Annotated in this window: 11 protein-coding genes; 2 read left to right on the top strand and 9 right to left on the bottom strand. The window is 59.3% G+C overall.

Annotated elements, in window-relative coordinates; genetic code table 11:
* The 9 genes from KVG87_RS10655 to flhA all read right to left on the bottom strand — a co-directional run bounded on the left by KVG87_RS10655 (window position 1) and on the right by flhA (window position 10,786).
* Window positions 1-741: a flagellar motor protein gene (locus KVG87_RS10655; RefSeq protein ID WP_016771055.1), complete on the bottom strand. Its 741-nt coding sequence runs from the start codon at window positions 739-741 to the stop codon at window positions 1-3.
* Complete coding sequence (locus tag KVG87_RS10650) at window positions 741-1,886, bottom strand: protein-glutamate methylesterase/protein-glutamine glutaminase (RefSeq protein WP_217850648.1); 1,146 nt, start codon at window positions 1,884-1,886, stop codon at window positions 741-743. The genes KVG87_RS10655 and KVG87_RS10650 overlap by 1 nt, the downstream gene beginning before the upstream one ends.
* 49 nt (window positions 1,887-1,935) lie before the next feature.
* A complete protein-coding gene (locus KVG87_RS10645; RefSeq protein WP_217850646.1) occupies window positions 1,936-4,221 on the bottom strand; it encodes a chemotaxis protein CheA in 2,286 nt (761 codons plus the stop codon).
* 53 nt (window positions 4,222-4,274) lie between these two features.
* Window positions 4,275-5,063: a protein phosphatase CheZ gene (locus KVG87_RS10640; protein WP_016771058.1), complete on the bottom strand. Its 789-nt coding sequence runs from the start codon at window positions 5,061-5,063 to the stop codon at window positions 4,275-4,277.
* Window positions 5,064-5,081: 18 nt separating this feature from the next.
* Entirely contained in the window at window positions 5,082-5,453 is a 372-nt protein-coding gene (locus tag KVG87_RS10635) for a chemotaxis response regulator CheY (protein ID WP_161986607.1), read from the bottom strand.
* Between the two features lie 167 nt (window positions 5,454-5,620).
* Entirely contained in the window at window positions 5,621-6,361 is a 741-nt protein-coding gene (gene fliA / locus KVG87_RS10630; RefSeq protein ID WP_016771059.1) for an RNA polymerase sigma factor FliA, read from the bottom strand.
* A complete protein-coding gene (gene fleN / locus KVG87_RS10625; RefSeq protein ID WP_016771060.1) occupies window positions 6,358-7,188 on the bottom strand; it encodes a flagellar synthesis regulator FleN in 831 nt (276 codons plus the stop codon). The genes fliA and fleN overlap by 4 nt, the downstream gene beginning before the upstream one ends.
* A 116-nt stretch (window positions 7,189-7,304) precedes the next feature.
* A complete protein-coding gene (flhF, locus tag KVG87_RS10620) occupies window positions 7,305-8,645 on the bottom strand; it encodes a flagellar biosynthesis GTPase FlhF (protein ID WP_024012117.1) in 1,341 nt (446 codons plus the stop codon).
* A gap of 11 nt (window positions 8,646-8,656) precedes the next feature.
* Entirely contained in the window at window positions 8,657-10,786 is a 2,130-nt protein-coding gene (flhA, locus tag KVG87_RS10615; protein WP_016771062.1) for a flagellar biosynthesis protein FlhA, read from the bottom strand.
* A gap of 623 nt (window positions 10,787-11,409) precedes the next feature.
* On the opposite strand from flhA, the gene KVG87_RS10610 reads away from it, so the two are divergent.
* Both KVG87_RS10610 and KVG87_RS10605 read left to right on the top strand, forming a co-directional pair.
* Window positions 11,410-11,769: a DUF6124 family protein gene (locus tag KVG87_RS10610; RefSeq protein WP_217850644.1), complete on the top strand. Its 360-nt coding sequence runs from the start codon at window positions 11,410-11,412 to the stop codon at window positions 11,767-11,769.
* A gap of 276 nt (window positions 11,770-12,045) precedes the next feature.
* Window positions 12,046-14,247 carry an Ig-like domain-containing protein gene (locus KVG87_RS10605; RefSeq protein WP_217850642.1) on the top strand — a complete coding sequence of 734 codons (2,202 nt, stop codon included), beginning with the start codon at window positions 12,046-12,048 and terminating at the stop codon, window positions 14,245-14,247.
* The last annotated feature ends 105 nt before the right edge of the window (window positions 14,248-14,352 follow it).

Here is a 14,352-nt window from a genome sequence, read left to right as displayed (position 1 = left end):
TTAGTCCATGAAGCCTTGCAGCTTCAACTCAATGGAACGAGGGTTTTCACCTTCGGCGATCGACAGAATTCCTTCCAGCAACATTTCGCGATAACGCGACTGCCGCAACGCGATGGACTTGAGCTTGGCCGCGACCGGCAAGAGGATCAGGTTGGCACTGGCCACGCCATAGATGGTCGCGACGAACGCCACGGCAATCCCGTTACCCAACTGCGACGGATCGGCGAGGTTGCCCATCACGTGAATCAGGCCCATCACCGCACCGATGATGCCAATGGTCGGTGCGTAGCCGCCCATGCTTTCGAACACCTTGGCCGCTTCGATATCACGGGATTCCTGAGTGTAGAAATCCACTTCGAGAATGCTGCGAATGGCTTCCGGCTCGGCGCCGTCGACCAGCAATTGCAGACCCTTGCGCGAATAGCTGTCAGGCTCGGCGTCGGCCACGCCTTCGAGGCCGAGCAAGCCCTCCTTGCGCGCCGTCAGGCTCCAATTGACCACACGGTCGATGCCGCCGGCCAGGTCGACACGCGGCGGAAAGAAGATCCAGCCGAGAATCTGCATGGCGCGCTTGAACGCACTCATCGGCGATTGCAGCAGCGCAGCACCGACCGTGCCGCCCAGTACGATCAACGCCGCCGGGCCGTTGGCCAGCGCGCCGAGGTGACCGCCTTCAAGGTAGTTGCCGCCGATGATGGCGACGAACGCCATGATGAGGCCGATTAGGCTGAGAACATCCATCAGATACACGCCTCGACGATGTGCTTGCCGATGTCGTCCAGACCGTACACCGCGTCAGCCAGATCGGCTTTGACGATGGCCATGGGCATGCCGTAGATCACGCAGCTTGCTTCGTCCTGCGCCCACACCGAACTGCCGCCCTGCTTGAGCAGACGCGCGCCTTCGCGGCCGTCGGCGCCCATGCCGGTCAGCACCACTGCCAGAACTTTGTCGCCGTAGGACTTGGCTGCAGAACCGAAAGTGATATCCACGCACGGCTTGTAATTCAGACGCTCGTCACCTGGCAAAATCTTCACCGCGCCACGGCCGTCGATCATCATCTGCTTGCCACCCGGCGCCAGCAGCGCCAGGCCCGGACGCAGGATGTCGCCATCCTCGGCTTCCTTGACGCTGATACGGCAGAGCTTGTCGAGACGTTCGGCAAACGCTTTGGTGAACGCCGCCGGCATATGCTGGATCAGCACGATCGGCGCCGGGAAGTTCGCCGGCAACTGCGTCAGTACACGTTGCAGCGCGACCGGGCCGCCCGTCGAGGTGCCGATGGCAACCAGTTTGTAGGGTTTGCGTTTCGGTGCCGGCGACGAAGCGCTGGCAGCGGTTGCACGGGCAGGCGCTGGCGCAGGTGCCGGACGTGCCGGGACAGGGCTGCTGTGGCTCGTGTGGCTGCCGTAGCTCGACGCTGCCGGAGCAGGCGTTGGCGCTGGCGCAGCGGCGGGAGCCGGCGCGCTGTAGGCACTGAAACGACGATTGCTGCGCGAGATGCTGTGGACTTTCTCGCACAGCAGTTGCTTGACCTTCTCGGGGTTGCGCGAGATGTCTTCGAAATTCTTCGGCAGGAAATCCACCGCGCCGGCGTCCAGCGCATCGAGGGTTACCCGCGCGCCTTCATGCGTAAGCGAGGAGAACATCAACACCGGGGTCGGGCAGCGTTGCATGATGTGCCGCACTGCCGTGATGCCGTCCATCATTGGCATCTCGTAGTCCATGGTGATCACGTCAGGCTTGAGAGCCATGGCCTGATCGATCGCCTCTTTACCGTTGGTGGCCGTGCCGACCACCTGGATGCTCGGATCCGCCGAAAGAATTTCCGAGACGCGGCGGCGGAAAAAACCCGAATCGTCCACCACCAGGACTTTGACTGCCATAAACACTCCATTAGGTGCAGCGGCGCGTCATCGCGCCGCCGCCCCGGATTCAAATACGCTTTGTGGCGTAACGCTTGAGCATGCTTGGAACATCGAGAATCAGCGCAATGCGGCCGTCACCGGTGATGGTGGCGCCGGACATGCCCGGAGTTCCCTGGAGCATTTTGCCCAATGGCTTGATGACCACTTCTTCCTGGCCGACCAGCTGATCGACGACGAAGCCGATCCGCTGAGTGCCCACCGAAAGAATCACCACATGGCCTTCGCGCTGCTCTTCGTGAGCGGCGGAGCTGACCAGCCAGCGCTTGAGGTAGAACAATGGCAGCGCCTTGTCGCGTACGATCACCACTTCCTGACCGTCGACGACGTTGGTGGTCGACAGGTCGAGGTGGAAGATTTCGTTGACGTTGACCAGCGGGAACGCGAACGCCTGATTGCCGAGCATGACCATCAGCGTCGGCATGATCGCCAGGGTCAGCGGCACCTTGATGACGATCTTCGAACCCTGGCCCTTGGTCGAGTAGATGTTGATCGAACCGTTGAGCTGGGAAATCTTGGTCTTCACCACGTCCATGCCGACACCACGGCCGGACACGTCGGAGATCTCGGTCTTGGTCGAGAAACCCGGAGCGAAAATCAGGTTGTAGCACTCGGTATCGCTCAAGCGATCGGCGGCGTCCTTGTCCATCACACCGCGTTTTACCGCGATCGAACGCAGGACATTCGGGTCCATGCCTTTGCCGTCGTCGGAGATCGACAACAGGATATGGTCGCCTTCCTGCTCGGCCGCCAGCACCACGCGACCGCCACGGGCCTTGCCCGATGCTTCGCGTTCTTCCGGCGACTCGATGCCGTGGTCGACGGCGTTGCGCACCAAGTGGACCAGCGGGTCGGCCAGAGCCTCGACAAGGTTTTTGTCGAGGTCGGTTTCTTCGCCCACCAGTTCCAGGTTGATCTCTTTCTTGAGCTGACGTGCGAGGTCGCGAACCAGACGCGGGAAGCGCCCGAAGACCTTCTTGATCGGCTGCATCCGCGTTTTCATCACGGCGGTCTGCAGGTCAGCGGTGACCACGTCGAGGTTCGACACAGCCTTGGACATGGCTTCGTCGCCGCTGTTGAGGCCCAGACGCACCAGACGGTTACGCACCAGCACCAGCTCGCCGACCATGTTCATGATCTCGTCGAGCCGCGCGGTGTCGACGCGCACGGTGGTTTCCGCTTCGCTGGCCGGTTTTTCTGCCGGGGCAGCAGCTGGCGCGCGGGCCGGAGCCGGTGCAGCAGCGGCGGCCGGTTTCGGCGCCTCGGCTTTCGGTTCAGGCTTGGCGGCAGGCTTCGGCGCAGCGGCGGCAGCCGGAGCTTTCGCCGCTGGCGTGGCGACGCTCGACGCGGAGCCGGCAGTCGCAGCGCTGGCGTCAAACTTGCCTTTGCCGTGCAATTCGTCGAGCAGCGATTCGAATTCGTGATCGCTGATCAGGTCACTGCCGGCCGCAGCGGCTGCCGGTGCAGCAGGTGCTGACGGGGCGGAAGCGATGGCCGATTCCAGCGCGTCAACGGCGAAGTTGCCCTTGCCGTGCAACTGATCGAGCAAGGCTTCGAATTCGTCGTCGGTAATGTCCGAGCTGTCACCCGCAGCAGGCGCGGCCGGAGCAGCCGGCGCTGCTGGTGCCGCCGGAGCGACCGCATCGACAGCAAACTGGCCTTTGCCATGCAGTTGATCGAGCAGCGATTCAAACTCGGCGTCGGTGATTTCATCGCTGGCCGCCGTGTCGGCAACCGGCGCGGGCGCCACAGCAGCGGCCGGGGCCTCAGCCTGGGCCTTGACGGCGTTCAGCGAGTCCAGCAGTTGTTCGAATTCGTTATCGGTGATGTCGTCCGAGGAGTCGCTTTCAACGACCAGTTCTTCGATCATCTCGGCAACCGGCGAAGCCGGGGCTTCATCCGCCGATTGCGGTTCGGCCAGACGCGCCAGCGCGGCCAGCAGCTCCGGCGTGGCAGCGGTGATCGGTGCACGCTCACGGACTTCGCTGAACATGCTGTTCACCGCGTCCAGTGCTTCGAGCACCACGTCCATCAGTTCTGCATCAACGCGACGCTCACCCTTGCGCAGGATGTCGAACACGTTTTCGGCGATGTGACAGCACTCCACCAGCTCATTGAGCTGAAGGAAGCCGGCGCCCCCTTTTACAGTGTGGAAACCGCGAAAAATTGCATTGAGCAGATCTGCATCATCCGGGCGGCTTTCCAGCTCGACCAGTTGTTCGGACAGTTGCTCAAGAATTTCGCCGGCCTCAACCAGGAAATCCTGAAGGATCTCTTCATCGGCGCCGAAGCTCATTAATGGGGTGCTCCTACAGGTCTAAAAACCCAAAAAACCCGAATTCCGAAACTCTAGAATCCAAGGCTGGATAACAAATCGTCCACATCGTCCTGACCGGACACAACGTCTTCTCGTTTATCGGCATGAATCTGCGGACCTTCACCCTGCGAGAGATGTTTTTGTGGATCTTTTTCAGCAAGCATTGCGGCGCGGTCATGTTCGATGCCCGCAAAGCGGTCGACCTGACTGGCCATGAGCACGAGTTTGAGCAGATTGCTTTCGACTTCGGTGACCAGTTGGGTCACACGCTTGATCACTTGACCTGTGAGGTCCTGGTAATCCTGAGCCAGCAGGATGTCGTTGAGGTTGCTCGACACCGCACGGTTGTCCGTGCTGCTGCGTGACAGAAAACCGTCGACCCGGCGCGCCAGTTCGCGGAACTCTTCAGCCCCGACCTCGCGACGCATGAAGCGGCCCCAATCGGCGCTCAACGTCTGCGCTTCATCAGCCAGACTGTTGACCACCGGCGTGGCGCTTTCCACCAGATCCATGGTGCGGTTGGCCGCGGCTTCCGTCAGCTTGACCACATAGCCCAGGCGTTCGGTGGCGTCGGTGATTTGCGACACTTCCTCGGCCTGCGGCATGTGCGGATCGATCTGGAAATTGACGATCGCACTGTGCAGTTCACGTGTGAGCTTGCCCACTTCCTGATACAGGCCGCGGTCACGGGTCTGATTGAGCTCATGGATCAGTTGCACCGCGTCGCCGAACTTGCCTTTTTCAAGGCTCTCGACCAGTTCGACCGCGTGTTTTTTCAGGGTCGATTCGAAATCGCCCTGTGATGATTCGTTATGCTCCATAGCTCCCCCGCGCATTCATCAGCCGATGCGTTCGAAAATCTTCTCGATTTTGTCTTTCAACGCTTGAGCCGTGAAAGGTTTGACTACGTAACCGTTCACACCGGCCTGAGCGGCCTCGATGATCTGCTCGCGCTTGGCTTCAGCAGTCACCATCAACACCGGGAGGTGCTTGAGTTTTTCATCGGCGCGCACGTGACGCAGCAGGTCGATACCGGTCATGCCCGGCATGTTCCAGTCCGTTACCAGAAAGTCGATGCTGCCGCTGTTGAGCACCGGAATGGCGGTTACGCCATCGTCGGCCTCGACGGTGTTGGTGAACCCAAGATCGCGCAGCAGGTTCTTGATGATCCGCCGCATCGTTGAGAAGTCATCAACGATGAGGATTTTCATGTCTTTGTTCAATTCGACCTCCAAGCAGTCTTAAACGCGCCCAGCACCTGGACGCGCCACTTCAATCAATCGGCATAGCACTCGAAGTTTGTCTGGAGCACAACGGATCGAGACCGGCGCCGTTCATCACCGCACCAGCCTCGTTTCGCAGTGTCCCCACACTGCCTTCAGCGCGCTCGCCACTCCCCCAAACGCCCCCGCAGACGGGCCGCGCACTGGCTGTGTAACTGGCTGACCCGCGATTCACTGACGCCAAGGACTTCACCGATTTCCTTGAGGTTCAGCTCTTCGTCGTAGTACAGCGCCAACACCAGTCGCTCACGCTCCGGCAAATTGGCAATCGCGTCCGCCAGCGCCGCCTGGAAGCGTTCGTCTTCCAGATCGCGTGACGGCTCCATGTGAGCACTGGCGCCATCCTCGTGCAGCCCTTCGTGTTCGCCGTCCTGCAACAGGTCGTCGAAACTGAACAGGCGACTGCCCAAGGTGTCATTCAGAATCCCGTAGTAATCGTCGAGACTCAATTGGAGTTCGGCCGCAACCTCGTGATCTTTAGCGTCACGGCCGGTTTTAGCTTCAATCGAGCGAATCGCGTCGCTGACCATCCTGGTATTACGGTGAACCGAGCGTGGCGCCCAATCCCCTTTGCGCACTTCATCGAGCATCGCGCCGCGGATTCGAATGCCCGCGTACGTTTCGAAACTGGCGCCTTTGCTGGCGTCGTATTTGGTCGAGACTTCGAGCAAACCGATCATCCCGGCCTGGATCAGGTCTTCGACCTGCACGCTGGCCGGCAGGCGCGCCAGCAAGTGATAGGCAATGCGCTTGACCAGCGGCGCGTAGCGCTCGATCAATTCGTATTGCGCGTCACGCGCCGACTTTTTGTAAAGATTCATGCCACTGGCGGTCATATCACAGGCCCTGCGGTTTGCTGCACGAGACGCTCGACGAAAAATTCCAGATGCCCGCGCGGGTTGGCGGGCAGCGGCCAGGTGTCGACCTTCTGGGCGATGGCCTTGAAGGCCAGCGCGCACTTGGAACGGGGAAAGGCTTCGTAGACGGCGCGCTGCTTCTGCACCGCTTTGCGCACGCTTTCGTCGTAGGGCACGGCGCCGACGTATTGTAGGGCGACGTCGAGGAAGCGATCCGTGACCTTGGTCAACTTGGCGAACAGGTTGCGCCCTTCCTGCGGGCTCTGCGCCATGTTGGCCAGCACGCGGAAGCGGTTCATGCCGTAGTCGCGGTTGAGCAACTTGATCAGCGCGTAAGCGTCGGTGATCGAAGTCGGCTCGTCGCAGACCACCAGCAACACTTCCTGGGCGGCACGAACGAAACTGACTACCGAGTCACCAATACCCGCAGCGGTGTCGATCACCAGCACGTCGAGATTGTCGCCGATGTCGCTGAACGCCTGGATCAGGCCGGCGTGCTGCGCCGGGCTCAGGTGCACCATGCTCTGCGTGCCGGAGGCCGCCGGCACGATGCGAATCCCGCCCGGGCCTTGCAACAGCACGTCGCGCAGTTCGCAACGGCCTTCGATAACGTCGGCCAGTGTGCGCTTGGGTGTCAGCCCCAGCAGAACGTCGACGTTCGCCAGGCCCAGGTCGGCGTCCAGCAGCATGACCCGACGGCCAAGCTCTGCCAGCGCCAGCGACAAGTTCACTGACACGTTAGTCTTGCCGACGCCACCTTTGCCGCCGGTCACCGCGATCACCTGTACGGGATGCATGCTGCCCATGTTATTTCTTTACCTTGTCTTGCATAGACGGAGGCCACATTACTGGCTGCGCGTTCCTGATCGGAACAATGCGTGGCAGACCATCGATGTAGGTACAAAAACTGTTCATGATTACCTCAGCCAACCTGCTTGGTCGGGCTGTGATAGATATCAGCGAACATGTCAGCCATGGCTTCTTCGCTGGGTTCTTCCTGCATTTGCACGCTGACGGCGCGGCTGACCAGTTGATGACGACGCGGCAGATGCAGATCATCCGGAATCCGTGGGCCATCGGTCAGGTACGCGACCGGCAATTCATGACTGATCGCCAGGCTCAACACTTCGCCGAGACTGGCCGTTTCATCCAGTTTAGTCAGGATGCAGCCGGCCAGCCCGCAACGCTTGTAACTGTGGTAAGCGGCGGTTAGAACCTGTTTCTGGCTGGTGGTTGCCAGGACCAGATAATTTTTTGAGCGAATGCCACGCCCGGCCAGGCTCTCAAGCTGCATGCGCAACGCCGGATCACTGGCTTGCAGCCCGGCAGTATCGATCAAAACCACGCGTTTGCGTAGCAGTGGATCCAATGCCTGCACCAGCGACTGACCCGGATCGACGTGCGTTACCGGCACGTTGAGGATGCGCCCGAGGGTTTTCAGTTGTTCCTGCGCGCCGATGCGGAAGCTGTCCATGCTCACCAGCGCGACGTTCTGCGCGCCGTACTTGAGCACGTAACGCGCGGCGAGCTTGGCCAGCGTGGTGGTCTTGCCCATGCCGGCGGGGCCGACCATGGCAATCACACCGCCCTCTTCCAGCGGCTCGACTTCCGGTACGGCAATCATCCGCGCCAAGTGCGCCAGCAGCATGCGCCAGGCCTGACGGGGTTCTTCGATATCGGTGATCATCGCCAACAGGTCGCGCGACAGCGGGCCGGACAGGCCGATGCGCTGCAGACGGCGATACAGATTGGCCTGGGCCGGACGGCTGCCTTGCAGCTGATTCCAGGCCAGGGTGCCGAGCTGCACTTCCATCAGCTCGCGGAGGCTGTTCAATTCAAAACGCATCGAATCCAGTGCACGCGGATCGACACCCGCGGAGGCCTGCGCAGGTGCTGCGGCCGGACGCGTCGGTGCGGCGTAGGTCGGCTCGCTCAGCGGCTCGGCAGCGGTCAGCGGCAGGCCTGCGGTCAATGGCAGCCCGGCAAACAATTGCTGATTGGTGTTGCCGTCGGCTTCGCCACGCAGGCTCAGTTCGGCCTGGGCGGTGACGATGCGCGACTGGGTCTTGCGCAGCTCGTCTTCGAGCTCCATGTTCGGAACCCGTGGCGCCAGCGCCGACAATTTGTAATCCAGAGCCGCCGTCAACTCGACGCCGCCGGCGATGCGGCGGTTGCCGATGATGGCGGCATCAGCGCCCAGCTCATCGCGAACCAGCTTCATGGCCTGACGCATATCGGCGGCGAAAAAACGCTTAACTTGCATAAACCACTACCTCAGCCGTTGGGCCCTACTGTCGCAACGATGGTCACTTGCTTGTTGTCCGGTACTTCCTGGTAGGCCAGTACATGCAGCCCTGGCACTGCGAGGCGGCCGAAACGCGAGAGCATCGCGCGAATCGGGCCTGCTACCAGCAGGATCACCGGTTGGCCTTGCATTTCCTGACGCTGGGCCGCTTCGATCAACGAACGTTGCAGCTTCTCGGCCATGCTCGGCTCCAGCAGAACGCCCTCTTCCGAGCCTTGTCCTGCCTTCTGCAGACTATTGAGCAATATCTGTTCCAACCTTGGTTCCAATGTGATTACAGGCAGCTCGGACTCAGTGCCTACAATGCTTTGGACGATTGCACGGGATACGCCGACCCGCACAGCGGCGACCAGCGCGGCGGTATCTTGACTCTTCGCGGCGTTGTTCGCGATCGCTTCGGCGATGCTGCGGATGTCGCGCACCGGCACGTGCTCGGCGAGCAGCGCTTGCAGAACTTTGAGCAACTGCGACAGCGAAACCACGCCCGGCACCAGCTCTTCCGCCAGTTTCGGCGAGCTCTTGGCCAGCAATTGCATGAGTTGCTGCACTTCCTCGTGGCCGATCAGCTCACTGGAGTGCTTGTACAGAATCTGGTTCAAGTGGGTGGCGACCACGGTGCTGGCGTCGACCACGGTGTAGCCGAGCGATTGCGCCTGCGCACGCTGGCTGATTTCGATCCACACCGCTTCCAGGCCGAAAGCCGGATCTTTGGCGTTGATCCCGTTGAGCGAGCCGTACACCTGCCCCGGGTTGATCGCCAGTTCGCGATCCGGATAAATCTCGGCCTCGGCGAGGATCACGCCCATCAGGGTCAGGCGATACGCGCTCGGCGCCAGATCGAGGTTGTCGCGGATGTGCACGGTCGGCATCAGGAAGCCCAGATCCTGCGAGAGCTTCTTGCGCACGCCCTTGATCCGCGCGAGCAATTGCCCACCCTGATTGCGGTCTACCAGCGGGATCAGGCGATAGCCGACTTCCAGGCCGATCATGTCGATCGGCGTAACGTCGTCCCAGCCCAGCTCTTTGGTTTCCATGGCGCGGGCCGGCGACGGCAGCAGTTCCTGCTGACGCTTGACCTCTTCCAGCGCCACGACCTTGGCGACGTTCTGCTTCTTCCAGAACAGGTACGCGCCGCCTGCGGCCAGCGCGGCCATGCTCAGGAAGGAGAAGTGCGGCATGCCCGGCACCAGACCCATCACCGCCATCAAACCAGCGGCCACGGCCAGCGCTTTCGGCGAGGCGAACATCTGGCGGTTGATCTGCTTGCCCATGTCTTCCGAGCCGGAAGCACGGGTCACCATGATCGCCGCTGCTGTAGATAACAACAGTGATGGCAATTGCGCCACTAAACCGTCACCGATGGTCAGCAAAGCGTAAACCTTGCCCGCGTCGCCGAAGCTCATGCCGTGCTGGAAGATACCAACCGCCATGCCGCCAATGAGGTTGATGAACAGAATCAGCAGGCCGGCGATGGCGTCACCGCGGACGAACTTGCTGGCACCGTCCATCGAACCGTAGAACTCGGCCTCTTGGGCGACTTCCTGACGGCGCGACTTGGCCTGGTTCTGGTCGATCAGGCCGGCGTTGAGGTCGGCGTCGATCGCCATTTGTTTGCCGGGCATCGCATCGAGGGTGAAGCGCGCGCTCACCTCGGAAATCCGCCCGGCACCCTTGGTCACCACGACGAAGTTGATGATCATGAGGATAGCGAAGACCACGATACCGACCACGTAGTTACCGCCGATCACCACCTCACCAAAGGCCTGAATCACCTTACCAGCCGCGGCATGGCCGTCCTGACCGTGGAGCATCACCACCCGCGTCGAGGCCACGTTCAAGGCCAGCCGCAGCAGCGTCGCCACCAGCAGAATGGTCGGGAACACGGCGAAATCCAGCGGCCGCAGCGCATACACGCAGACCAGCAGGACGACGATGGACAGGGCAATGTTGAAGGTAAAGAAGACGTCGAGCAGGAACGGCGGCACCGGCAACATCATCATCGCCAGCATGACCAGCAGCAACAACGGCACGCCCAGATTGCCTCGACTGAGGTCGGCAACGTTGGTGCGTGCTGTATTGAATAACTGAGTGCGATCCACCGGTTTTCCCCGTTCCTTTAAAGCAAACTTTTGACGCCCCGAACGGGCGCAGGGCGGCTATTGCAAGAAGCTTTCCAACTTTTGCCGGGGAATGAAATAGAGCGGTTTTACTTGGGATTTATCGGCTGATTGGGCTGGCCCCTTCGCGAGCAGGCTCGCTCCCACAGTTTGACATGCATTCCCAATCGGACATTTGGAATACGGCCCCTGTGGGAGCGAGCCTGCTCGCGAAGAGGCCTTCGAATGCGGCGCATTTTTTTCGATTTAAACGAAGCTGTTTACAAGACACCAGCAGACACGGTCTCAAGGCTACAAATCCTTGCGCCATTGCCTACAGCCAAGCCAGAATCCGCCGGCTTGTGCACCTGGGGGTCGGATTCTATTGTGGTCCGGTCGCTGACGAATCAGCGATCGGGTTTAGCGACTCGAACTCAAGTCAAAGGTGCATCAGCGTTCCAGGCTTCGTTGCGGATCTGTATTTTCGCGATTTCGTCATGGTGGCTGTATGCGGGAGACCTTCGGGTCTGCCGGGTGCCTTTGACCGGTTCGCTAACCCGCGTACAGCCGCCACCCTCCCTGTTTAGCGACAGGTTGTCGCGGCTCCATTTCAAAGGAGCTTCACCATGATCAAACCAACACCCAACCCGCCCGAATCCGACCCGACCTCCCCCTACGAATCCCTCGATTCAAAAAAACTCCACGAAGCCGCCGATCGCGCCCTCGACCACTACCTCTGCCCACCCGGCTCGACCCCACCACCCTTCAGCCCCCGCGCCATGTACGCCGTCACCGCCGACACAAAAAACGAAGACCTGCTGGCCAACGCCTGCGAAACCCTCGCCTCGGCCAAAACCATCGCCCAGGAATTCGCCGGGCTGGTCAAACCATCGCAGCGCCGAACGCTGATGGGGATTGCGCAACTGATCATGCTCGGGGAACTGGCGGTAAATCGGGTGCTGGATAATCTGGAGTTGCCTGGATGATGCGGTTCGGCTGAGTGATTCGAGTGAGAGAGCCGGCCTTTTGGCGAGCAAGCGCGCTCCCACATTTTGATCTTCTTGGATGCAAATCTTGCAGCGGCTGAAGATCCTGTCGAGTGCAGCTTGCGCGAGCTAGGCCTCTCGGCGGCGCAGGAGCGCCCACTCCTTCAGCGATACCATTGGTCGGAAAACCGTCCCCACCTGTCAGATCTGACAGGTGACGGGCGCCTCGTTCTGCGTTGTGATGAACCTTGCCTGCCATTGTTCCTGGAGAACAGAATGAGCGTTCAAGTCCATTCAACCGAAGCCAACGCTGCCCTGGCCTTGTATCCCGTGTACCCCCCGCAATGGATAACACCGGTGCTGCCTCCAGGTACTGCCGATGGTGGCCTTCCTCTCTCGGCATTCACTCCATCTGGGGTAGAACTTGTCATCGACCCCATAACCGGCTTGCGGAATTGGGTCATGGCGGCTTATGACGTCGTGACTATTTTTGTCAACGGAGTCAACACCGGCATCAGCAAAACCATCTATCCCGGTGAGGAGCAGGAACGCATTCTTTTGCACGTGCCGGCGAGCTGGTTCACAAACGGTGTCAACGATGTCCGCTACAGAGTGACCCGAGCCAGCGGTAACGACGCTGACTCACCCACACTTAAGCTGCTCTACAACAACCCGGCGCCTACCGTCACCGTCAGCCATCCACCCAGCGTCGCACCGGGGCAGACGGCAGTCATCACGATCACCGTCGGTTACTCACGGCCTCACGACACGGTCACGCTCACCATAGGCACCTGGAGCATCACATTTCCCAACCCCACAAGCCCGATCAACCATACCCTGACGGCTGCCGAATTGCAGTTGATTGGCGACGGCACCCATTCGGTCTTCGCCAGGGTGCGCGATCAATTGACCAACAACAATGAGTCGGCGACGACCCCGATCACTATCACCGCCAATCAGAAGGTGTACAACTCGCCGATAATCGCTGAGGCCGTGGACGGCATGCTCGACGTGGCCGCACTGAGGGGCCAGGACGCCACGCTGCGAGCACGCAACTGGACGGGAATCCAGGTCGGTCAGCAGGTGTGGCTGAAGCTCACCGGCCAGAAACCCGACGGCTCGGCGCACGTCCTGCAATTCTGGAATGGTGACACCCACAAGGTGAATGCGACCTGGGTCAGTCAGGGGTTCTGGGATAAACCGCTGCTCATAGCTTTTCTGAAAGAATTGAAAGAAGGATCGCTGTTGAAACTGGAATTCTGGGTATCGGAGGACAAGAGCAATGACTTCGCTAGCGCCACGCGGTTTCCTTATCAGGTGTATACCGTCATTGGCCTGCAATTTGTCCTGCCACCCCCAACCTTGACCCCGCCCACTGTGCCGATTGACGTTTTGGCTAATCCGGATGGAGTGAAGCTTCAGATAACAGGCTTCGCAGCAGAGAAAGACGATAAAGCTCAATTCGTCCAGGTGAACGCGCCGGCCGGCGCGCCGCCGTTTCCGGTGGTGGATTTTGTTGGTGGGATTGCAGAGATTTCATTGAGCGCTGCGTTTCTGGCGGCTTGGCATGGCAAGGCGATTGAGTTTCGGTGGGATTTGATTCGCGCTGGACAACCGGCCGGGGCATCAGCAATAGCCGGCTTTGATGTCAGGATTATCGCTGATGCAGATCCCCGCTTGCCAACGCCGAACGTGACCCAGGCACAGGATAATAAAACGTTAAACTTAAACAGCTTCACGGGCGATGCGGAAGTGACATTAGATCACTGGACTGGCATTTCGACGGATCAGATTATTAATCTACAGTGCATTGGAGTCGACAACTCTGGCACCCCCCATACAATCGAGCTTCTGACCAACCATCAAATCACTGCGGAAAATATCGAACACGGTTTTATAGAGAGCCTATCAAGAAGCGAGCTCAATAAACTTAAGGACAACGAAGAGATTCAAATTAAAGCATGGGTAGAATTTGCCTCAAGCAACGGCATTCCGACCATAATGCTTCCGACGTTAATCCTCACTCTCATTATAATTCCAAACGAGATAATCATAAACTTTGATAATGAGCCGTCTCGATCACTGTACACCGGGGAGTCACTCGAAACGCAGTATGTCACTATCACTAATATATCTTCGTCGCACCCCATATCAATATCGCCGGCAAGTGGCAGCGGTGACCCCCCATTACAAAACATTGAGAGGCAAGTAGTTTTTACATCACTGGGAACCTGCCAAATACACTTTAACTTTAAACATGCATTCACATACATCAGCTTTTATCAAGCCTGGGGAAACGTAACAAACAGGGCAAACTATTATGATTCAAAAGGATCTTTCCTAGGATATCAACTTCTGACTCCCACAGTAAAAGATCCCGCGCAACTTATCGAATTTAGAGGCACTGATGTTGCTCGAGTGGAAATAATCACAAATAATGACGCGATCGCCATCGACAATTTTAGATGTGTACGATAAGCCGCCCCGCACCTGAATCAATAAAAAAGTTTAATCCAAGCTCCGGAGTTCGCAAAAAAAAACAAACACAAAGGGGACGGCTTTATTTAACCAAATTTATTTAAT

The sequence above is a fragment of the Pseudomonas siliginis genome, assembly GCF_019145195.1.
GTDB lineage: Bacteria > Pseudomonadota > Gammaproteobacteria > Pseudomonadales > Pseudomonadaceae > Aquipseudomonas > Aquipseudomonas siliginis.
This window is presented reverse-complemented; position numbering and strand designations above follow the sequence as displayed.